Source organism: Actinacidiphila guanduensis, from assembly GCF_900103985.1.
GTDB lineage: Bacteria > Actinomycetota > Actinomycetes > Streptomycetales > Streptomycetaceae > Actinacidiphila > Actinacidiphila guanduensis.
The window spans coordinates 41,336-62,888 of record NZ_FNIE01000012.1 but is presented as its reverse complement, the minus strand read 5'-3'; the positions used below and the strand labels follow the sequence as shown (position 1 = coordinate 62,888).

The 21,553-nt window shown below is 72.6% G+C and carries 14 protein-coding genes; 3 read left to right on the top strand and 11 right to left on the bottom strand.

Going from position 1 to position 21,553, the window contains the following annotated elements; translation table 11 throughout:
* Positions 1–30: 30 nt before the first annotated feature.
* On the bottom strand, positions 31–2,913 hold the full coding sequence (locus BLR33_RS25070) for a vitamin B12-dependent ribonucleotide reductase (RefSeq protein ID WP_093786870.1): 2,883 nt from the start codon (positions 2,911–2,913) through the stop codon (positions 31–33).
* Positions 2,914–3,030: 117 nt separating this feature from the next.
* Positions 3,031–3,540 (bottom strand): transcriptional regulator NrdR, encoded by a 510-nt coding sequence (gene nrdR, locus BLR33_RS25065; RefSeq protein WP_093786869.1) that lies wholly within the window; start codon positions 3,538–3,540, stop codon positions 3,031–3,033.
* 595 nt (positions 3,541–4,135) lie between these two features.
* Here nrdR and lexA point away from each other — a divergent pair.
* Positions 4,136–4,915 carry a transcriptional repressor LexA gene (gene lexA / locus BLR33_RS25060; protein ID WP_093786868.1) on the top strand — a complete coding sequence of 260 codons (780 nt, stop codon included), beginning with the start codon at positions 4,136–4,138 and terminating at the stop codon, positions 4,913–4,915.
* A 193-nt stretch (positions 4,916–5,108) separates the two neighbouring features.
* On the opposite strand, the gene BLR33_RS25055 is transcribed toward lexA, so the two are convergent.
* Positions 5,109–7,136, bottom strand: coding sequence for an ATP-dependent DNA helicase (locus BLR33_RS25055; RefSeq protein WP_093786867.1), 2,028 nt, complete (start codon positions 7,134–7,136; stop codon positions 5,109–5,111).
* 114 nt (positions 7,137–7,250) lie between these two features.
* Here BLR33_RS25055 and BLR33_RS25050 point away from each other — a divergent pair, with 114 nt between their 5' ends.
* Entirely contained in the window at positions 7,251–8,474 is a 1,224-nt protein-coding gene (locus tag BLR33_RS25050) for an FHA domain-containing protein (RefSeq protein WP_093786866.1), read from the top strand.
* Positions 8,471–9,658 carry a serine/threonine-protein kinase gene (locus tag BLR33_RS25045; protein ID WP_176930453.1) on the top strand — a complete coding sequence of 396 codons (1,188 nt, stop codon included), beginning with the start codon at positions 8,471–8,473 and terminating at the stop codon, positions 9,656–9,658. The genes BLR33_RS25050 and BLR33_RS25045 overlap by 4 nt, the downstream gene beginning before the upstream one ends.
* Here the strand turns inward: BLR33_RS25045 and BLR33_RS25040 are convergent.
* The 8 genes from BLR33_RS25040 to dapF form a co-directional block, all read right to left on the bottom strand.
* Positions 9,636–10,205, bottom strand: a complete 570-nt coding sequence (locus BLR33_RS25040; protein WP_093786864.1) for an FHA domain-containing protein — start codon at positions 10,203–10,205, stop codon at positions 9,636–9,638. The genes BLR33_RS25045 and BLR33_RS25040 overlap by 23 nt on opposite strands.
* 80 nt (positions 10,206–10,285) lie before the next feature.
* Complete coding sequence (locus BLR33_RS25035; protein ID WP_245771648.1) at positions 10,286–12,046, bottom strand: IucA/IucC family protein; 1,761 nt, start codon at positions 12,044–12,046, stop codon at positions 10,286–10,288.
* 72 nt (positions 12,047–12,118) lie between these two features.
* Positions 12,119–12,793, bottom strand: coding sequence for a GNAT family N-acetyltransferase (locus BLR33_RS25030; RefSeq protein WP_093786863.1), 675 nt, complete (start codon positions 12,791–12,793; stop codon positions 12,119–12,121).
* A gap of 127 nt (positions 12,794–12,920) precedes the next feature.
* Positions 12,921–14,738 carry an IucA/IucC family protein gene (locus BLR33_RS25025; protein ID WP_093786862.1) on the bottom strand — a complete coding sequence of 606 codons (1,818 nt, stop codon included), beginning with the start codon at positions 14,736–14,738 and terminating at the stop codon, positions 12,921–12,923.
* A 58-nt stretch (positions 14,739–14,796) separates the two neighbouring features.
* The gene (locus BLR33_RS25020; RefSeq protein ID WP_407639722.1) at positions 14,797–16,209 is read right to left on the bottom strand and encodes a diaminobutyrate--2-oxoglutarate transaminase family protein; all 1,413 of its coding nucleotides are present in this window, start codon (positions 16,207–16,209) and stop codon (positions 14,797–14,799) included.
* 340 nt (positions 16,210–16,549) lie between these two features.
* Positions 16,550–18,049 carry a GTPase HflX gene (gene hflX / locus BLR33_RS25015; RefSeq protein WP_093786861.1) on the bottom strand — a complete coding sequence of 500 codons (1,500 nt, stop codon included), beginning with the start codon at positions 18,047–18,049 and terminating at the stop codon, positions 16,550–16,552.
* Between the two features lie 161 nt (positions 18,050–18,210).
* Positions 18,211–20,394 (bottom strand): RelA/SpoT family protein, encoded by a 2,184-nt coding sequence (locus BLR33_RS25010; protein ID WP_093786860.1) that lies wholly within the window; start codon positions 20,392–20,394, stop codon positions 18,211–18,213.
* Positions 20,395–20,593: 199 nt separating this feature from the next.
* On the bottom strand, positions 20,594–21,496 hold the full coding sequence (gene dapF / locus BLR33_RS25005) for a diaminopimelate epimerase (RefSeq protein WP_093786859.1): 903 nt from the start codon (positions 21,494–21,496) through the stop codon (positions 20,594–20,596).
* Positions 21,497–21,553 lie beyond the last annotated feature (57 nt).

Sequence of the window (21,553 nt, the reverse complement as noted above, 5' to 3'; positions counted from 1 at the left end):
AGCCGCCGCAATGGAGGCGGCTGCCGTCCGTCAGCTGCAGCCGCTGGTGGAGCCGCAGCCCTCGCAGAGGTAGCAGCTGCCCGCGCGGCGCATCTTCGTGCCGCAGGAGAAGCAGAGCGGGGCGTCGGCGTTCAGGCCGAGCTGGATCTCCAGCAGCTCCGTGGAGTTGTGCGCCTCCTTGGGCGCGGGTGCCGCGGCGGCGGGCTTCGCCACCGACAGCGGCTTGGGCGCCTCCATCTGGCGCGGCGCGGACTGGGCCAGGCCCTCGACGTCCATCTCGTCGTCGGCGGCCTCGTACGAGCCCGTGTCCAGGTGGCGCTGGCGCTCCTCGGCGGAGTGGATGCCGAGCGCGGAGCGCGTCTCGAAGGGCAGGAAGTCCAGCGCCAGGCGGCGGAAGATGTAGTCCACGATGGACTGCGCCATCCGCACGTCAGGGTCGTCGGTCAGGCCCGCCGGCTCGAAGCGCATGTTGGTGAACTTCGAGACGTAGGTCTCCAGCGGGACGCCGTACTGCATGCCCACGGAGACGGCGATGGAGAAGGCGTCCATCATGCCCGCCAGGGTCGAACCCTGCTTGGACATCTTCAGGAAGACCTCGCCGAGGCCGTCGTCGGGGTAGGAGTTCGCCGTCATGTAGCCCTCGGCGCCGCCGACGGTGAACGAGGTGGTGATCCCCGGGCGGCCCTTGGGCAGGCGCTTGCGGACCGGGCGGTACTCGACGACCTTCTCCACCTGGGCGGCCGGCGCCTCAGCGGGGGTCTCCGCCTTGGTGTCGCTCTTCTTCTTGGCGGACAGCGGCTGGCCGACCTTGCAGTTGTCGCGGTAGATCGCCAGGGCCTTCAGGCCGAGCTTCCAGCCCTCGTAGTAGACCTCCTCGACCTCCTCGACGGTGGCCGACTCCGGCAGGTTGACCGTCTTGGAGATCGCGCCCGACAGGAAGGGCTGCGCGGCGGCCATCATCCGCACGTGGCCCATCGCCGAGATCGCCCGCTCGCCCATGGCGCAGTCGAAGACCTCGTAGTGCTCCTGCTTCAGGCCGGGCGCGTCGATCACGTTGCCGTGCTCGGCGATGTGCCCGACGATCGCCTCGATCTGCTCCTCCTGGTAGCCCAGGCGCTTCAGGGCGGTGGGGACCGTGTTGTTCACGATCTGCATCGAGCCGCCGCCGACCAGCTTCTTGAACTTCACCAGGGCCAGGTCGGGCTCCACACCGGTGGTGTCGCAGTCCATCATCAGGCCGATCGTGCCGGTGGGCGCGAGGACCGACGCCTGGGCGTTGCGGAATCCGTTCTTCTCACCGAGCCGCAGGACGTCCTGCCACGCCTCTGTGGCGGCCGCCCACACCGGGGTGTCCAGGTCGTCCATCCGCTTGGCGGTCGCGTTGGCGTCCGAGTGCTGCCGCATGACGCGCTTGTGGGCGTCGGCGTTGCGGGCGTACCCCTCGTACGGGCCGACGACCGCGGCCAGTTCGGCGGAGCGCTTGTAGGAGGTGCCGGTCATCAGGGAGGTGATGGCGCCGGCCAGGGCGCGCCCGCCGTCGGAGTCGTAGGCGTGCCCGGTGGCCATGAGCAGCGCACCCAGGTTGGCGTAGCCGATACCGAGCTGGCGGAAGGCGCGGGTGGTCTCGCCGATCTTCTCGGTCGGGAAGTCGGCGAAGCAGATGGAGATGTCCATCGCCGTGATGACCAGCTCGACCACCTTGGCGAAGCGCTCCGCGTCGAAGCTCTGGCCGCCGTTGTCGTCGTGACGGAGGAACTTCAGCAGGTTGAGCGAGGCGAGGTTGCAGCTGGAGTTGTCCAGGTGCATGTACTCGCTGCACGGGTTGGAGGCGGTGATCCGGCCCGTCTCGGGGGAGGTGTGCCAGTGGTTGATCGTGTCGTCGTACTGGATGCCGGGGTCGGCGCACGCCCAGGCGGCCTCCGCCATCTTGCGGAAGAGCGACTTGGCGTCGACCTCCTCGATGACCTCGCCGGTCATCCGGGCCCGCAGCCCGAACGGCTTGCCCTGCTCGACGGCCTTCATGAACTCGTCGTTCACGCGGACGGAGTTGTTCGCGTTCTGGTACTGGACCGAGGTGATGTCGTCGCCGCCCAGGTCCATGTCGAAGCCGGCGTCCCGCAGGGCGCGGATCTTCTGCTCCTCCTTGACCTTGGTCTCGATGAACGCCTCGACGTCGGGGTGGTCGACGTCCAGGACCACCATCTTGGCGGCGCGGCGGGTGGCGCCGCCCGACTTGATGGTGCCCGCCGAGGCGTCGGCGCCGCGCATGAAGGAGACCGGTCCTGAGGCGTTGCCGCCGGAGGAGAGCAGTTCCTTGGAGGAGCGGATGCGGGAGAGGTTCAGGCCGGCGCCGGAGCCGCCCTTGAAGATCATCCCCTCTTCCTTGTACCAGTCCAGGATGGAGTCCATGGAGTCGTCCACCGACAGGATGAAGCAGGCCGAGACCTGCTGCGGCTGAGCGGTGCCGACGTTGAACCAGACCGGCGAGTTGAAGCTGAAGACCTGGTGCAGCAGGGCGTAGGTCAGTTCGTGCTCGAAGATCTCGGCGTCCGCGGGCGAAGCGAAGTACCCGTTGTCCTCGCCGGCCTTGCGGTAGGTGAGCACCACGCGGTCGATGAGCTGCTTCAGGCTCTTCTCGCGCTTGGGGCTGTTCACCGCTCCGCGGAAGTACTTGCTGGTCACGATGTTGACCGCGTTCACCGACCAGAAGTCGGGGAACTCAACGCCGCGCTGCTCGAAGTTGATCGAGCCGTCGCGCCAGTTGGTCATGACGACGTCACGGCGCTCCCAGACCACCTCGTCGTACGGGTGCACGCCCGGGGTGGTGTGGATGCGCTCGATGCGCAGGCCCTTGCCCGCCTTCGGCCCCTTGGTGCGTGAACCGCGCGCCGGACCGCTCGTCGTCTCTGTCATGCCGCCTCCCTGTATGGGCGAGAACGCCCTGATGTGCGCGGTTCTTCCCCGCGGCGCATTACTGTCTGCCGCCTCGGCACCCCGGGGGCGCTCCGGCAAATCCGTGTCCCCGGGCCGCTAGTCGGCGGCCGCGGGCGCCGGGACCCCGAGGTCCTCGTCGAGCCCGCCGGGGGTCCTGGGTGGGAGCTGCTCGCGCAGCTCGGTGATGGCCTGCTCGAAGTCGTCGAGGGAGTCGAAGGCCCGGTACACGCTGGCGAAGCGCAGATAGGCCACGAGGTCGAGCTCCTGGAGCGGGCCGAGTATGGCCAGTCCCACGTCGTGGGTCGACAGCTCGGCGCTGCCGGTGGCCCGCACCGCCTCCTCGACGCGCTGCCCGAGCTGGGCCAGTGCGTCCTCGGTGACCGGGCGGCCCTGGCACGCCTTGCGGACGCCCGCGATCACTTTGGAGCGGCTGAACGGTTCGGTGACGCCGCTGCGCTTGATCACCATCAGTGACGCCGTCTCCACGGTGGTGAAGCGCCGGCCGCAGTCCGGGCACTGCCGGCGACGGCGGATCGATGCCCCGTCGTCGGTGGTGCGGCTGTCCACGACACGACTGTCGGGGTGTCTGCAGAAGGGGCAGTGCACGGCTTCCGACTCCCTCCCTCACCCGCGGTGAGCGCACGGCGAACAGGCTCACGCAGGGCCTTGGCAGGCCCCCCGGAGCAGCCTCAAGCATAGGCGATCACGGTGGCGAAAGGGCCACCGGACCACCCAGCAACCACAACTTGTGGTGGGCGAGACCTATCCAACCACTAGATCTGGTGCCCGTACATCAGGGGGGTGGTTCAGCGTGTCGCGGTTGCGGAGGGCGGCCGGACGCCACCGCAGCGTACGGGAATCGGCATCGCGGCCCGCCGAGGGGGCGGCGGTGACACACTGATGGGCATCGGCGGCAGGCGGTGGCGGGCGGTGGAATCCGGCCACCGCTCCGGGCCGCGTGAAGGCCGGGCATATGCCTGCGCCAGGAGGGCCGCCCACCCTCAGGGAAGTTCTCGGGCATCGAACTTCCATTCGATCAATACACCCGGTACCTTGATCACGTCAGCGGATTTACGCTAATTCACTCGAACGTGTGTTTGGCGCAACCTTTCGAAACCCACTACCGTTGTACTAACTGCCCGCGCGCGGACGCGGGCCGACCGCAGCCCATGCGGTGGAGAACATCTCGAAAGGGGCCGCCGTGAGCACCACCGCAGAGAGCGCCGCTGCGACATTGACCGCCCATGACCGCTCTCCCGACGGAATCGGCCTGCTGGACGCGATGAACGACGACAACGCCCCGAAGCCCGCACGCGCCCTTCCCGGACGGCCCCCGGGAATTCGCGCCGACAGCTCCGGACTGACCGAGCGCCAGCGCCGTGTCATCGAGGTCATCAGGGACTCGGTGCAGCGCCGCGGATATCCGCCCTCCATGCGGGAGATCGGCCAGGCCGTCGGCTTGTCCAGCACTTCCTCGGTCGCCCACCAGCTGATGGCCCTCGAGCGCAAGGGCTTCCTGCGGCGCGACCCGCACCGGCCCCGCGCGTACGAGGTCCGCGCCTCGGACGCAGGCCACCCGCAGCCCACCGACACCACCGGCAAGCCCTCGGCGTCCTATGTGCCGCTGGTCGGCCGCATCGCCGCGGGCGGCCCGATCCTCGCCGAGGAGTCGGTCGAGGACGTCTTCCCGCTCCCCCGCCAACTGGTCGGCGACGGCGAGCTGTTCGTCCTGAAGGTGGTCGGTGACTCGATGATCGAGGCCGCCATCTGCGACGGCGACTGGGTGACGGTACGGCGCCAACCCGTCGCGGAGAACGGCGACATCGTGGCCGCGATGCTCGACGGCGAGGCGACCGTCAAGCGCTTCAAGCGGGACAACGGCCATGTGTGGCTGCTCCCGCACAACGCGGCGTACCAGCCCATCCCCGGCGACGAGGCCACGATCCTCGGCAAGGTCGTCGCCGTCCTGCGACGCGTCTGAACCGCGGCGGCCGCACCGCCGCAGAACCGGCGCCCTGGGCCCCGAGAACGCCGTACGGCGCGTCATCGGGGCCTTCCCCTTGGCGGGGCTTGGTCGGGGATTCCCGCCAGCCTCCCGGGCTCGCAGAGCGCCCTCCCGGGCTCGGGCAGCCGCCGAGGGCACTCCGAGGGGCCCGTTGGGCGAGGATCGCCTGTTACGCCTGCTCGCCGGCCTCCTGCTTGGCCTTCGCGTCGATGGCCGCCAGGGAGCGGCGCACCTGGTTCCGGTCCGTCGTGTACCAGAAGTCCGGCATCGAGGAACGCAGGAAGCCGCCGTACCGCGCCTTGTCCAGCCGCGGATCGAGCACCGCGACGACACCTCGGTCACCGCTGGCGCGGACCAGGCGCCCGGCGCCCTGGGCCATCAGCAGGGCCGCGTGTGTGGCGGCGACGGCCATGAAGCCATTGCCCCCGCGCTCCTCCACCGCCTTTTGCCGCGCGCTCATCAGCGGGTCGTCAGGACGCGGGAAGGGGATGCGGTCCATCACCACGAGCTGGCAGTTCGGGCCCGGGACGTCCACCCCCTGCCACAGCGACAGCGTGCCGAAGAGGCACGTCCTGGCGTCCTCGGAGAAGGCCCGGATCAGCTCTCCCAGCGTCTCCTCGCCCTGCAGCAGCACGGGGTGGTCCAGCCGGCCCCGCATCGCCTCCGCGGCCGCCTGCGCGCCCCTCATGGACGAGAAGAGCCCGAGGGTGCGCCCGCCCGCGGCCTCGATCAGCTCGGCGAGTTCGTCGAGCATGTCCTCGCGGCCGGCGTCGCGGCCGGGCTGCGACAGGTGCCTGGCGACGTAGAGGATGCCCTGCTTGCGGTAGTCGAACGGCGAGCCGACATCGATGCCCTTCCACCGCGGCACCGGGTCCTCGCCCTCCGCCGCCTTGGTGCCCTCCGGCGCCAGGCCGAGAGAGGCGGCCACCCCGTTGAAGTCGCCGCCCAGCTTCAAGGTGGCCGAGGTGAGCACGACCGAGCGGTCGGTGAAGAGCTTCTCGCGCAGCAGCCCGGACACGCTCAGCGGAGCGACCCGCAGGGACGCCCCGAAACGATCGTGGCGCTCGCACCACACCACGTCGTACTCGGAGCCCTGCACCAAGCGCTCAGCGACCTCGTGGACGTGCTCCACGGACGCCAGGGCCTGCTTGCGGACCGCGTCCTCGTCCTGCACGGACTTGTCGCGGGTCTCCCCCAGCGCGGTGATGACCAGGCGGCAGGCGTCCCGCAGGGCGGCGAGCACGTATCCCAGGTCCTCGGGGATCTCCTCCAGCCGCCCGGGCAGGGCCAGCTCCATCACCCGCTCGAAGCCCTCGCCGGCGCTCAGCAGGGCGTCGGCCGCCTTCTCGTTGACGAGCTTGGCGGCGCGCTTGACCGCGCGGTTGACGCCGATGGGGGTGAGCTCTCCGGTGGCCACGCCCGTGACCCGGGAGACCAGTTCGTGCGCCTCGTCGATGATCAGCACCTCGTGGCCGGGCAGCACGGGAGCGCCCTCGATGGCGTCGATCGCGAGCAGGGCGTGGTTGGTGACCACCACCTCGGCGAGCTTGGCCCGCTCCCTTGCCGCCTCGGCGAAGCACTCGGCCCCGTAGGCGCACTTGGTGGCACCCAGGCACTCCCGGGAGGTGACCGACACCTGGCTCCAGGCGCGGTCGGACACCCCGGGGGTCAGGCCGTCACGGTCGCCGGTCTCCGTCTCGTCCGCCCAGTCCCGCATCCGCAGCAGGTCCTGCCCCAGCTTGCTGGTGGGCGCCGCCGCCTCGAAGGGGTCGAAGAGGCCGTCCTCCTCGTCCTGCGGCACGCCCTCGTGGAGGCGGTGCAGGCACAGGTAGTTGGAGCGGCCCTTCAGCATCGCGAACTGCGGCTCGCGCCGCAGGAGGGGCTTGAGCGCCTGGACCGTGCGCGGCAGGTCGCGCTCGACCAGCTGCCGCTGCAGGGCGAGGGTCGCGGTGGCGACCACCACGGGCTCGCCGTGGGCGAGGGCGGGCACCAGGTAGCCGAGCGACTTGCCCGTACCGGTGCCGGCCTGCACGAGCAGGTGCGAGCGGTCGTCCACGGCCGCCTCGACGGCCTTGGCCATGGTGACCTGGCCCTCCCGCTCGACACCGCCGACAGCGGTGACGGCGGCGTGCAGCAGGTCGGTGAGCGCTGGGGGTCCCCCCGCGGGCGTCGGGGAGTCTGGGGCGGTGGTGTCCATAGGGAGGCCAGCCTACGGCGCGCCACTGACACTGCGTTCCCGCTCGCTCCGATCCGGTCACCGCGCCGGGTTCGCGGCACCGGCCCCGCTCGCCCGGTGCTAGCTTCTGGTCACATGCAGTGCCAGAGCCGTCTGACGCTTGATGCCTCGGCCGCGGACTTCGTGATCGACGTCGCCAACGTCGTGCGCGAGCCGGCGCTCGGCGGGGAGCGGGCCGCGGACCTGGCCCGTTTCGAGGGCTTGCTGGACGCACTCGCGGCCTACGCCCGCGACCCCGCGGTGCAGGTGTACGCGATCACCGACCGGTCCCTGCTCACCGACGGGCGGCTGACCGCCCCGGAGCGCGAACGGCTGGGCGGGTGGTACCGGGGCGGGCTGCTGGAGGTGCTGCCCAGGGCGGACGACCGCATCCTGGAGCTAGCCGACGCCCTGGAGCTACGGGTGGTCAGCGCCGACAACTTCCTGGACTTCCACCGTGCCTATCCCTGGATCCCCGGCGACCGCGACCGCTTCCTGCGGCCGGTTCTGGACCCGGACGGCACGATCGGGGTGCGGCCGCGGATCATGCCGGTGCCGCCGGAGTGGCAGGTCTCGCGGAAGGAGGAGGAAGGGCTGCTGCTGGAGGCCGGAGTGCTGCGCCGCTGGGCGCCCTCGGCGCACCGCGCCGTTCTCGGCCGCAACTGGCGCTGCCCCGAAGCCGGCTGCCCGCTCTTCGGCTCCGCGGACCGGCCCGGTACGGCGCTCCCCAGGCGCCGCGGGCGGCGCATCGAGTGCCCGACGCACGGGGTGCCGCTGGCGGACGCGGGGCCGCGCCCGGCCCGCGCGCAGGTGAAGGTCGTCATGGACGGCACCGTCCGCGGCCGCTTCATGGTGACGGCCGGCGAACCGCTCGCTGTCGGCCGCGCACCGGGCAGTGGCGGTGTCGCCCTGGGCGCCTGGATCGACCAGGCCGCGGTGGACTCGGTCAGCCGCACGCACGTGGTGCTCGACTACGACGGCTCCGCCCTCACCGTGGTCGACGAGCGCAGCGCCAACGGCACCCGGATACGACGCAGGCGCCCCGAGGGCGACGTACTGCTGCCGCTCCACCACGGCAATGTGTGGCGGCTGCGCCGCGGCGACTCCGTGGTGCTGCACGAGCGGCTCGAACTGCTGCCCAGCGGCCGCCAATTCGTCTTCGAGGAGGACGAGGCGGACGGTGCGGACGGGCCTGCCCGCACAGCCGCCGCGGCCGCGGCGACCATGGTGGCGCTGCCCAGCGCCCTATGGCGCGAGGCGGCCGCACCGCCACGGGAGCGCGCTGCGCTGGGTGCGGCGGACCGCCCGGAGGTCGAGTGAGCGGGGACCGCGCGATCGGCGTGGGCACGCTCCTGAATGGCCGCTACCGGTTGGAGGCGCCCTTGGGCGACGGCGGCTTCGGCAGGGTTTACGCCGCGATGGACGAGAGCCTGGGCCGCAAGGTGGCGGTGAAGGTGCTCACCTTGCGTGCGGAGTGGTCGCCGGAGGAGCGCGCCGAGCGCCAGGGCCGCTTCCGGCGGGAGGCGTACGCCGCGGCCGCCCTCGCCCATCCCAATGTGGCCACGGTCCACGACGCGGGTGCGCACCAGGGGAGCCCGTTCCTGGTGATGGAGTTGCTCGCCGGTGAGGACTTCGGCCGGGTGCTGCTGGAACGCGGCGGCCTCCCGGTCACGGAGGTGCTCTCCTACGGGGCGCAGATCGCCGCGGGTCTGCAGCACGCGCACGAACACGGCCTGGTGCACCGCGACATCAAGCCGGAGAACCTGATGCTGCTGCCGGACGGCACGGTGAAGGTCTGCGACTTCGGCCTCGCGGCGCAGCAGGACCCTACGCGCACCCGCCACACCGCGGCCCATGCCGTGCTGGGCTCGCCGCCTTACCTGTCGCCCGAGCAGGCGCAGGGGCACGAGGTGACCTCGGCCTCCGACCTGTACGCCCTGGGTTGCGTGCTCTACGCGATGCTCGCCGAGGGGCCGCCCTTCTCCGCCGGCACCCCCGTCGGCTACGCCTACAAGCACGTGCACGTGGCGCCCGAGCCGATCGCGCGCCGCCGACCGGACGTTCCGGCGCCCCTGGCGGACCTGGTGCACGCCCTGCTGGCCAAGTCCCCTGCCGACCGCCCTGGCAGCGCGGGCGAAGTGGCCGAGCGGCTGCGGGAGATGGCGCGACCGGCGGAGGAAGCACGGGTGGACGCACGGCATGTCCTGTGGGCGCTGCTGGAAGAGGGCGAGGAACTGCTGGCGAAGCAGCGCTACACGGAGGCGGACCGGCGCTACTGGGAGGTGCTGCACCGGCTCGCGCTCCTGGGCGTCGAGGGCGATGCCGCCGCCTTTGCCGCGCGCTTCGGCCGGGCACGGGCGCTGGAGGGGATGCACGGCACGGTGGCCGCGATCCGGCGCTTCGCGGAGGTGGCGCGCGAGTCGTCCGCCGCCCTGGGCGCGGGGCACCCGTTGGCGCGCTGCCTGGCCTCCTATGCGGCGGTCAGGGCAGCACCAGAACAGTGACGTCGGCCGCGAGCCGCAGCGTGGAGCCGGGGCGCAGGACTGCGGTGCTCCTGGGTGCGAGGCGGCGGCCGTCCACGAAGGTGCCGTTGGTGGAGTCCTCGTCCGTGACGGTGGCGGTGCCTTCGGCGTCGACGGCGACGGTGGCGTGCAGGCGCGAGAGGTCGGAGTGGCCGGTGAGGAAGCCGGCCCGCGGACACAGCCGCGGCTCCCGGCCGAGCCTGACCTGCTCGTCTCTGGTCAGGGCGATGGTCTGGCCACCTGAGAAGCGCAGGGCGAGGGCATGGGGCGGCGCGACCTTGCCCGGTGCGTCGAGCGTGAGAGACGGCCGGTCGATGACGCGCGTGTCGGCCTCCGCTGCCCGGTCCGACGCCATGGGTGCTGGATCGCGGCCTGGGTCGCGATCCGCCGCCATGGAGGCGTGGGCGGCCTCCATGGGTGGCGGGACGAGCGCGAAGGGGACGTAGCAGACGCGGCAGACCAGTTGGCCGGGCAGCACACCGGCCGCACCGCAGCCCGGGCATGTCCTGGTGCCGTCCTGCTCGCCCATCGCGCTCCGTCCGCCGGGGCCGGTCGCCGCCCACCACCGTGGGCATCGTAGCGACCGGCCCCTCCTCGCCTCCTTGGGTGTCAGGGGCCGCTGAGGGGATTGGGGACGGTGCCGTGGACAGCGGCGTGCGGGCGGTTGGGGCGGTCGCGGTAGCCGTCGAGGTGGAGCCGGTTGCGGTTCAGGCACAGCCGGGCGATGCGCGCGGTGAGCAGGTCGAAGGTGGCGAAGCGCTCCTTGAGTTCGGGGAAGCGCTCCTGGTGGTGGAGGACCTCCTGCCGCACCAGTTGCCAGAATTCCGCCTCGGGCACCCCGAGTTGTGCTTCGCACAGCGGCGCCAGATAGCGGAAGACGCCGACGAACAGACCCGAATGGATGAACTGGGTGAGGAATTCCGGGGGTTCGGTGAGGAGCACGGAGCGGACTTCCTCCGGCATGGTGGCGAGTTCCGGCAGCGGGTGCGCGGAGACGTTCACGTCGTCCACGAAGTCCTTGACCGCCAGCCGAACCGGGATGTCGTGCTCGTCGAAGACGACGATGGCGTTCTCGCCGTGCGGGGAGAACACCGTTCCGTAGCGGTAGAGGAAGTGCAGCAGCGGCGGGAGGATCGCCGCGAAGAGGTGCCGGAGCCAGATCTCGGGTGCGAGTCCGGAGCGTTCCACGAGTTCGGCGGTGAAGGCACGGCCGTCGCGGTCGGTGTGCAGCAGGGACGCGAGAGTGCGGGCGCGCTCGCCCGGGTCGAGGCTCGCGGCAATGGGTTCGCGCCAGATGCAGCCGAGCAGTTCGCGGTACTGGTACGGAACGGCGGGCAGCTTGTCGTACTGCGGGTGGGCCACGCTGACGGACGCGACCTCCCCGAGCAGGATCACCCGTGCCTCGTCCCTCAGGAAGCGGTCGTGGTCGCGCAGCCCGTGCATCCAGGCGGTCACCGCAGGGGCGGCCAGGGTGCGTTCGGTGGGCAGGCCGCGCCAGACCAGGGTGTTGAGGACGGACAGCGGCAGCTTCACCGTGCGGCGCTGCGGCCGGCTGGTGTTGAGGAAAGTGCGGATCGACTGCTGCGGCATGCGCAGGTCGGTGTCGGTGGTGAGGTGGATGATGGTGCCGTCGGCGAGCGCCGGGGCGAACAGCGGGGCGACGATCTGGTCCCACTGCCAGGGGTGCACGGGCAGCAGCAGGTAGTCGGCCGGCTCGCGGCCGCGCTCGGCGATCAGGCGGTGGAAGCCGGCCAGGACGTCGGACGGCAGTTCCTCGGCGTAGAGCTTGTCCGGGTTCTCCAGGGTGCGGGTGCCGCGGTACTCGGCGAGGTCCCGGTGGACGGCGATCCAGGGCAGCCGGTGCTGCCTGCGCGCCTCCGGCGCCCACTGCTCGCTGTCGGCCGCCGAGAAGCCCACCCGCCCCTTGTTCGCGACCAGCCAGGGGTGGCCGGTCTGGTGACCCTCCAGTTCGGCGTAGTCGAGGTCGGCCAGCTCGGCGGCGGTCAGCGCGGTGGCGTCCAGGCGCACGTCCGCGCTGATCGTGGCGAGCAGTTCCCTGATCAAATGTCCCGTCGTGTCGCCGCTCAGGCCGAGCACCCCGTGGTGGCCGTGGGTGAGGAAGTGCAGCGGATCGCCGGTCGGCGTGATGCTGTCCGCGTCCACGCGCCAGCTGCCGTACGCGCCCCGCCGAGCGCGGAAGCGGTAGGTCACGTCGTGGTGCAGCGGCACCCGGTAGGCGTCGGGGCCCGCCTGCGGATCGGGCTCCGGGGCGATCACCTCCTCGTAGGCGAATTCGGCCAGCATCTTGGCGAGCAGCCGCCGGGACGCGCGCTGCCATGCTGCGGGATCGTTCGGGAACGGGATCGTCACGGTGGGCTCCTGCGGAAGGAGGGGACGGTGGTGGCCGGTGCTGGTCGCGGTGCTCCAACGGCCGGTGCGGCGTTACCGGATCCGGTCGCGCAGCGCCCGGTCGCGGACCATCAGGGCGGCGCGCTTGCCCGGCAGGTCGACCTCGGCGCCGAAGCGGAATCCGGCGGTGAGGAAGGCGGCGACGGACGGGGTGTTGCGCAGGTCCGGCTCGGCCACGACGCGGCGGCAGCACGGCCGCTGGTCGAGCACGAGGTCGGAGACGGCGCGCAGCAGGGTGCCGCCCAGCCCGCGGCCGCGGTCGGCGACGCGGCCGAGGAGCAGGTGGATCCCTGTGTCGTGGGGGCGGGCGGGGTAGAAGCGGGCGAGCGGGTCCAGGTCGGCGCGGTAGATCTCCCAGTAGCTCATGGGGGTCCCGTCCAGTACGCCCAGGCAGGGCACGCTGCGGCCGTCCCCGTCGCTCTGGGCGCGGACGTGGGCCTCGGTGACGTGCTGCCCGCCGGCGAGTTCCCAGAACTGCGCGACCGCAGGGTCGTTCATCCAGGCGGTGACCAGGGCCAGGTCCCTGCTGGTGTCCACCGGGACGAGCCGGAAGGAGCCCGCGGGGGTGGCGGCAGCGGGCCAGCCGGCCACACCGCCGAGCAGGTCGGTGCTGTCGCCCGCGGTGAGCGGGGGGTCGAGCAGCGCGAGGACTTCCGCGGGCAGCTTCAGGTCCAGGGTGTCCTCGGTGCCGGAGTCGGCGGATGGCAACGGAACTCCTTCCTGTGCCGGCCGTCCGACGGTGCCTCAGCGGGCCTCAGGAGCCCGTCGGACGGCCTGGCGCGGTCTTTCCGGACCGGGGGTGGGGGGCATGCTCCCGCAGGCTGTCTGCGGTCGTCTAACGGGCCAGCGGGTTGGGCAGGGTGACGTAGACGGACTGCGTATCGACCGGACCCACCAGCTCGTCCATGCCCTGCAGGCGCGTCAGCAGGTTGGCCTTGCAGCGCAGGTGACTGCTGTCCAGCAGCAGCTCGGGCAGGCTGCTCGCGCCGCGCACCGCGGTCAGGAAACGGCGGAAGGCGGCCAGCAGCAGCTCCTCGTCGGCGAGCCGCTGCGCCCCGAAGGCACCGACCAGGCCGAGGACGTTGTTGATGCCCAGGTAGTACGCGAAGCGCTCGTCGGCCGTCTCGTCGGCGACGAAGGTGTCGCTGGCCGCCCCGATGCCGGGCAGCTGCCGCTCCAGCTCGGCCCGGTGGGACTCGCGGAAGTAGTACCCCTGGTTGTCGCGGTAGCGCCCGCCGCGGGGCCAGCCGTCCTGGTCGAGGAGCACCAGGGTGTTCTGCTGGTGGGCCTCAAGGGCGATGCCCGCCTCGCCGTCCAGCCACAGCACCGGCCGCACCACCGCGTCCAGGTAGCGCAGGAACCACTCGGCGGCCACCGCCCCGCCAGGGCGCCCGGTCCGCGCGGCAAGGCGGCCGACCAGGACCGAGAGCTTGGAGTGCAGCTCATGGGCGGCCCGGCCGGGCCACGGGCGGGGCGCGGTCAGTCCGGCGAGGCAGTGCGCCTCCTCCCCGGCGCCGAAGGGGCTGTGCCGCAGGCCGACGTCCAGACCGGGCAGGGGGACGCCGGCGGGATCGTCGACCCCGAGCCAGGCCGGGTCGCGGACGATGTCGAAGCCGGGGTGGGCGGCCTGCCAGCGGGTCGCGAGCCCGGCGCGCAGCAGCCGGTGCACCTCGGTGCCGCGCAGCAGTTCCTTGCGCAGGTTCTCCCGGCGGGAGTTGGTGATCCGCAAGCCCAGCGAGAGCTTGAGCATGGCCGGGGCGCCCGGCCGGTAGACGGTGCGCACCGAGGAGGTGGGGTGCCAGCGGCCGCCCATGGGGCCGAGGTCGTGCAGCAGGCCGGCGTCGAAGAGCTCGCGGATGGCGGGTCGGTACCGGATGTCGCGGGCCTGCCAGGGGTGCAGCGGCAGGGGCGCGGTGTTCGGCGGCAGGCGCAGGCTGCTGCCGGCCATGGCCGTGAGCAGGTCGGCGGCCGCGACGGGCCGGCCCTTCTCGGTCCAGGCCGAGTCGGTGGCCAGCAGCGAGCGGTCCACGGCGACCCAATGCAGCGCGAAGCTGCCCCGCAGTTCGGGCGAGTAGGCGGCCGACTCCCCGTCGCCGAGCCCGTCGCGGCTCTTGGGCGTCGGGTGCATGGGGTGGCCGAGGATGAGCGCCTGCTCGGAGTCCAGGAAGGGGTCCTCGGGCTCCATGCTGCCGGGCCGCTGCCTGCGGTCGGCGAGGAAGGCGGAGGTCCGCAGCACAGAGTCCGCCACCCTTGCGACCAGGTCGGCGCCCTCCAGCGCGTCGGCGCCGCTCTCACGGGCCAGCAGCGCGGCCAGCTGCACGGCGGTGACCTCCTGGTGCCCCGCGGCGCCGATGCGCGGCGGTCCGAAGCGGTGATGGCCGGTCGGGGACCAGTGGTGGACCGGTACCTGCACCTCGGCGCCGGTGGCCGGCAGCGGCAGGCGCAGCAGCCCGTCGGCGGGCCGGTCCAGGCCCTTCTCGCGCGCCCAGCAGCGCAGCAGTGCCTCCGCGCCTGCGCCGTCGGCGGCGGCGTAGGGCTCCTCGCGGGCCTGCGGGGCGGCCGCCGGGGCGAACAGAGCCGCGTGCACGCGCTGGGGCGGCACGGTGGTCTGGGCGTCGTAGCGGCTGTCGGTGGGGTCCACGCGTGCGGTCATGCCAGGGGCCTCACTTGTCGGGTACGGCGGTGCGGGTGCGGGTGCGGCGTGCGGGCGCTTACGGGCGGGAGGCGCCGACAGCGGGCTGCGCGGCGCCCTGGGCGGCCTGCAGGGCGTCGGCGAGGCGGTCCAGTACGGCCTCGGCCTGCTCGTCGGTGATCGTGAGCGGGGGCAGCAGCCGGATGACGGCGGAGTGCCTGCCGCCGAGCTCCACGATCAGGCCGCGCCGCAGCGCCTCCTGCTGGACGCGCGCGGCCAGCGCCGACGCGGCGGGCAGGGCGCCGTAGTCGTCGGGCTGCGCCGCGGTATCGACCAGTTCGACGCCGATCATCAGTCCGCGGCCGCGCACATCGCCGATGCAGGCATGGTGGGCGGCCAGGCCGCGCAGCCGGGACAGCATGTGGGCGCCGACGGCCTCGGCCCGCTCGTGCAGCGCGTTCTGCCGGACGAAGCGGATGGTGGCGGCGCCGGCGGCCATGGCGAGCTGATTGCCGCGGAAGGTGCCCGCGTGGGCTCCCGGGTGCCAGGTGTCGAGTTCCTCGCGGTAGACGATCACCGCGAGCGGGAGGCTGCCGCCGACCGCTTTGGAGAGCACCATGACGTCGGGCACGACGCCGCTGCGCTCGACGGCCCAGAAGGTGCCGGTGCGGCCGACGCCGGTCTGCACCTCGTCGGCGATCAGCGGGATGCCGCGGGCCCGGGTGATCTCCCGCATCCTGCGCAGCCACTCGTCGGGCGCGGGGATCACGCCGCCTTCCCCTTGGACGGGTTCGAGCAGCATGGCGGCGGGCCGCTGCACGCCGCCCTTGGGATCGTCCAGCAGGTTCGCGGTCAGCCGCGCGGACAGTTCGGCGCCGCGGTCGCCACCGGTGCCGAAGGGGCAGCGGTAGTCGTAGGGGAACGGGAGCCTGGTGACGCGTGTGTCCGCCGCCATGGCCGCGCGCGCGTCGGTGTCGCCGGTGGCCGCCAGGGCGGCGGACGTCATGCCGTGGTAGGCCCCGGAGAAGGCCAGCAGTCCGGCCCGGCCGGTGGCGGTGCGCGTGAGCTTGATCGCGGCCTCGACGGCGTCGGTGCCGGCGGGGCCGCAGAACTGCACGCGGCCGTGCTCGGCCAGGGGCGCGGGAAGCGTCTCGAACAGGGCGGTGGTGAAGTCGTCCTTGACCGGGGTGGCGAGGTCCAGGACGTGCAGGGGGGCGCCGGAGTCCAGGACGCGCCGGATCGCCTCCAGGACGACGGGGTGGTTGTGGCCGAGGGCGAGGGTGCCGGCGCCCGACAGGCAGTCCAGGTAGCGCCGCCCGTCGGCGCCCTCTACCGTCATGCCGCGGGCCCGGACCGGGACCACCGGCAGCGACCGGGCGTAGGTGCGCGCGGACGACTCGCGCTGCGCCTGGCGGCGCAGGATCGCCTCGGCGCCGGTGATGTCGCCGTCGATCGGCGCCAATTGTCCCGGCACGCTCGAAGTGACCGCCACGTACCCTCTCCTCCTGGTCGGCTTCGGGACGGTTGTCCCCCGTCCGTACTAACGACGCGGTGACGAAGCGATCACGGGCGGTCGACAGAACTTTCCGGACGGACCCGGCCGGCGGCCCGCGCCGGTCCTCCCTCCGGCAGCGCGGAAGGGCATCCGGCCCCGGGGCGCGGCAGGGCACCACGGCGATCGAGGCACCACGAACCGGGAGAGGTGTACGGCTCGGTGAGGCCCGAGGTCGCCCGGGCGAGGTGCGGCGAGGCCGACAAGGAGATCAGAGCGTGCAACGCGTAAGGGCCGCCTCCAAGGGGAGGCGGCCCTTACATTCGTCGGTGCCGGACGGTCAGTGTCGCGCGGCCAGGGTGAACGGCGCCAGTTCGGCAGCCAGTTCCTCGTGCACCCGGACGCGGAGCAGGGTGCCCTCGCCGGTGTGCTCCTCGGAGAGCACCTCGCCGCTCGCGTGCACGCGCGAGACCAGCGCCCCATGGGTGTAGGGCACCAGGGCCTCCACCTCCACGTCAGGGCGCGGCAGCGTGTCGTCGATCAGCGCGAGCAGCTTGTCGATGCCCAGGCCGCTGCGGGCGGACACGGCGATCGCGTGCTTCTCCTCGCGCAGCAGCCGCTGCAGGACCAGCGGGTCGGCGGCGTCCGCCTTGTTGACGACGACGATCTCCGGCACGTCGTGTGCGCCGACGTCGCGGAACACCTCGCGGACCGCGGCGAGTTGCTCCTCGGGCACCGGGTGCGAGCCGTCGACCACGTGCAGGATCAGGTCGGCCTCGCCGACCTCCTCCATGGTGGAGCGGAACGCCTCGACCAGGTGGTGCGGCAGGTGCCGCACGAATCCGACGGTGTCGGCGAGGGTGTAGACGCGGCCGCTGGGCGTCTCGGCCCGCCGCACGGTGGGGTCCAGGGTGGCGAACAGCGCGTTCTCCACCAGGACGCCGGCGCCGGTCAGCCGGTTGAGCAGCGAGGACTTGCCCGCGTTGGTGTAGCCGGCGATGGCCACCGAGGGCACCTTGTGGCGCTTGCGCTCCTGGCGCTTGAGGTCGCGGCTGGTCTTCATCTCCGCGATCTCGCGGCGCATCTTGGCCATCTTCTCGCGGATGCGGCGCCGGTCGGTCTCGATCTTGGTCTCACCGGGACCGCGGGTCGCCATGCCGCCGCCGGAGGAACCGGAGCCGCCACCGCCCATCTGGCGGGAGAGCGACTGGCCCCAGCCGCGCAGCCTGGGCAGCATGTACTGCATCTGCGCGAGCGACACCTGCGCCTTGCCCTCGCGGGACTTGGCGTGCTGGGCGAAGATGTCGAGGATCAGCGCGGTGCGGTCGACCACCTTGACCTTGACGACGTCCTCGAGGTGGATGAGCTGGCCGGGGCTGAGCTCGCCGTCGCACACCACGGTGTCGGCGCCGGTCTCCACGACGATGTCGCGCAGCTCCTGCGCCTTGCCGGAGCCGATGTAGGTGGCCGGGTCGGGCTTGTCGCGGCGCTGGATCACGCCGTCGAGCACGAGGGCCCCTGCCGTCTCGGCGAGTGCGGCGAGCTCGGCCAGTGACTGCTCGGCGTCGTCCACCGTGCCGGAGGTCCACACACCGACCAGTACCACGCGCTCCAGGCGGAGCTGCCGGTACTCGACCTCGGTGACGTCCTCCAGTTCGGTGGACAGGCCCGCGACCCGGCGCAGGGAGGCGCGGTCGGAGCGGTCCAGCTGGTCGCCGTCCCAGTCGCCGTCGGTGTCCAGGCCCAAGGCCGCGTCCTCTTCCATCAGGGCTTCGGCCCGAAGGTGCTCGGGAAGGCGCTGCCGGTCGTGCGGGGAAGAGGAGGAAGCGTTGGAGGTCATCTGTTCCTTCGGTCGTACGGTCGACGTTCGGGCGCCGTGGTGGCGCCACCACTGTCGATGGTCGCACGCCGGCGCGGTGCGGTCACGCGGGTTTCACCGCGGGCGATGTTCTTTGCCCGACCGGGAACTACGTACGGTCACCGTCCGTTGCAGGAGTGTGATCAGTCCTGGACGGCTGCGGTGGTCAGGTGCGCGCGGTAGACGTCGTAGACGCCGGGGACGGACCGCATCGCCCTCATCAGCGCCGTGAGCGCCTGCTGGTCGGACAACTCCACAGTGTAGGTATGGCGGACCCGGTGCTCCTGGGGCGGCTCCACTGCGGCGGAGACGATGCCGACGCCCTGGGAGGCGATCACCTCGGTGAGATCGGCCAGCAGCCTGGGGCGGCTGAGGGCCTCGGCGAGGACGGTCGCGCGGTAGGAGGCCCCCTCGCTGGGGGCGTCGCGCCACCGGACGGGCACGGCGGTGCGGCCGTCGGCCGCCATGCGGGCGCCGCTGGGACACTCGGCCCGGTGCACGGCCACGGTGCCGCCGCGGATCGCGAACCCGATGAGGTGGTCGGGCGGCACCGGCGTACAGCACCGGGCCAGCCGGACGGAGGCGCCGGGAAGGTCGGCGACGGCCACCGGCTCGGCGTGCGGCACGCCGCTTTCCAGGGCCGCCGGTCGGGCGGCGGGGGCCTTGGCGGGCTGCTCCTCCCCGGGGAGGCCGGGGTGCTGGTTGAGCCAGCGGCCGATGGCGATACGGGCGGCCGGAGTGGTGGCGTGCTCCAGCCATTCGGGGTCGGGGCCCGAGGTGTCGCTGTCGTCCATCAGCAGCTGGACGGTGTCGCCGTCGCGCAGGCGGGTCCCCAGCGGCGCCAGTCGGCCGTTGACGCGGACGCCGACGCAGGCGTGGCCGCCCGCGCCGTGCACGGCGTAGGCGGCGTCCACGCAGCTGGCGCCCGCGGGCAGCCGGAAGGTGCCGGTGGCCTCGGCACCTTGAGCGGTGAAGACGGTGATCTCGCGGTCCTGGGCGAGGTCGTCGCGCAGGGCCGACCAGAAGGTGTCCGCGTCGGGGACGGCCCGCTGCCACTCCAGCAGGCGGGCGAGCCAGCCGGGCTGGGTCGGGTCCGGTCCCGCCCAGCCCTCGCCGGAGGGGGCGTCGGCATCAGCGCCCTGGGGCGGTTCCACGGCGGCGTGCGGGTCGCCGAGCGCGACGACGCCCGCCTCGGCGACGCGGTGCATCCGCCGGGTGCGGACGAGGACTTCGGCGATCCGGCCGTGCCGGTCCGCGACGGCGGTGTGGAGCGACTGGTACAGGTTGAACTTCGGCGCGGCGATGAAGTCCTTGAACTCGGCGATCACCGGGGTGAAGCAGGTGTGCAGCTCGCCGAGCGCGGCGTAGCAGTCGGCGTTCTCCTCCACGACCACCAGCAGCCGCCCGAAGTCGCAGCCGCCCAGCTCCTCGACCCCGCGTTTGCGCATCAGGCGGTGCACGGAGACCACGTGCCGCGGCCGGATGCTCACCTCGGCGGCGATGCCGGCGTCGCGCAGCACGCCGCGCAGGTCCTCGGCGACGACGGCGAGGGGGTCGGGGCGGGCGGCGGCCGCGTCGATCATCGCGCGGGCCCGGGCGTACTCCTCGGGGTGCAGGACCGCGAAGACCAGGTCCTCCAGCTCGCTCTTGAGTGCCTGGACCCCCAGCCGCTCGGCGAGCGGGATGAGCACGTCGCGCGTCACCCTGGCGATGCGGGCCTGCTTGTCGGGCCGCATGACGCCCAGGGTGCGCATGTTGTGGAGGCGGTCGGCGAGTTTGATCGACATGACCCGCACGTCGTTGCCGGTGGCCAGGAGCATCTTGCGGAAGGTCTCGGGTTCGGCGGCGGCGCCGTAGTCGACCTTCTCCAGCTTGGTCACACCGTCCACGAGGAAGCGCACCTCCTCGCCGAAGGCCACCCCGACCTGATCGAGCGTCACCTCGGTGTCCTCCACGGTGTCGTGGAGGAGCGATGCGGTCAGCGTGGTGGTCTCGGCCCCGAGTTCGGCGAGGATCAAGGTGACGGCGAGCGGGTGGGTGATGTAGGGCTCGCCGCTCTTGCGGGTCTGTCCGCGGTGCGAGGACTCGGCCAGGACGTAGGCGCGCCGCAGGGTCTCGACTGCTTCCGGGCCCGCCTCGGGGTAGTGGGCGCGGTGGGCCTTGATGAGGTGCTCGATCGCGTCCGGCAGCCGGCCGCGCCCGGAGCCACCGAGCAGGGCCACGCGTCCCAGCCTGCGCAGGTCGACGCGGCGCAGGTCGATCCGCCGCAGGCCGCGCCGGACGATGTCGACGGCGTTGTCCGCGTCGAAGGCGTTCTCTGCGCTCATCGGGGCCTCCCGGCAGCGTGGACCGGCTGCGGACGCTCACCACGCCCCGTGGAGCCGCGCCGGTGATTGATGCTACCGAGCCCACCACGTGCGGCTGTCACGCTCTCGCCGAGAGTGATCCCCATCACCCGTTCGAGGGAAGGTGTACGGGTGGGGTGACCGGATACGTCCGGTTCTGCTGGTGCGGGCCGGCGGCGGTTCAGTGGGTGGGTCCCCACAGCCAGGCCGGGTCGATGGTGCCCTCGGCGAGGATCACGGCGGGACCGGTCATCTCGACCTCGCCGTCTGCGCGTTCGGTGATCACGAGCCGGCCGCCGGGGACGTCCACGGTGTAGGTGGCCGCCGCTCCGGTGCGCAGCGGGTCCAGCCCGTCGCGCCGGGCGGTGGCGACCATCACGGCGCAGGCACCGGTGCCGCAGGAGCGGGTCTCGCCCGAGCCGCGCTCGTGGACGCGCATGGCCACATGGCCGGGCGCGCGGTCGACGACGAACTCGACGTTGGTCCCGGCGGGGTAGGCGCCGGCCGGGGCCACGGCGGGGGCGTGCAGCAGGTCACCCGCCTCGTCCAGGTCGGTGACGAAGGCGACGGCGTGCGGGTTGCCCATGCCGACGTTGATGGCGGGCCAGGTGCGCCCGTCCACGCCGACGCTGACGTCGCCGCCCGGCAGGGTCGCGCGGCCCATGGACACGGTGATGTCGCCCTGGCCGCCGTCCTCGGTGTCCTTGGCGAGGTGCACGTGCCGGATGCCGGCCCGGGTGGCCACGGCCAGGTCGCCGGCCTCGATGTGCCCCTCGCGCTGGAGGTAGCGGGCGAAGACCCGGACGCCGTTGCCGCACATCTCGGCGATGCTGCCGTCGCTGTTGCGGTAGTCCATGAACCACTCGGCCTCGCCGGCGAGCGCGGCGCCCTCGGGATGGGCGGCGCTGCGGACGACGCGCAGCAGGCCGTCGCCGCCGATGCCCGCGCGGCGGTCGCACAGCCGGGCCACATCGGCAGCCGACAGGTCGAGGCGGCCGTCCGGGTCGGGGACGATCACGAAGTCGTTCTCGGTGCCGTGCCCCTTGAGGAAGGGGATCCGGGCGCCGGCGTGCGGGTGCGTCACCCTCCCGATCGTACGCGGTCCGCGCCGCTGCGCCCGGTCGGGACCGGACCGCCCGGC

What these genes read in the sequence shown, in the direction of transcription:
- BLR33_RS25040 (WP_093786864.1), bottom strand. Translation starts at nt 10,205, where the DNA reads ATGGGCGAGCAGGACGGCACCAGGACATGCCCGGGCTGCGGTGCGGCC.
- BLR33_RS25070 (WP_093786870.1), bottom strand. Translation starts at nt 2,913, where the DNA reads ATGACAGAGACGACGAGCGGTCCGGCGCGCGGTTCACGCACCAAGGGG.
- hflX (WP_093786861.1), bottom strand. Translation starts at nt 18,049, where the DNA reads ATGACCTCCAACGCTTCCTCCTCTTCCCCGCACGACCGGCAGCGCCTT.
- BLR33_RS25010 (WP_093786860.1), bottom strand. Translation starts at nt 20,394, where the DNA reads ATGAGCGCAGAGAACGCCTTCGACGCGGACAACGCCGTCGACATCGTC.
- BLR33_RS25050 (WP_093786866.1), top strand. Translation starts at nt 7,251, where the DNA reads ATGCAGTGCCAGAGCCGTCTGACGCTTGATGCCTCGGCCGCGGACTTC.
- BLR33_RS25055 (WP_093786867.1), bottom strand. Translation starts at nt 7,136, where the DNA reads ATGGACACCACCGCCCCAGACTCCCCGACGCCCGCGGGGGGACCCCCA.
- BLR33_RS25025 (WP_093786862.1), bottom strand. Translation starts at nt 14,738, where the DNA reads ATGACCGCACGCGTGGACCCCACCGACAGCCGCTACGACGCCCAGACC.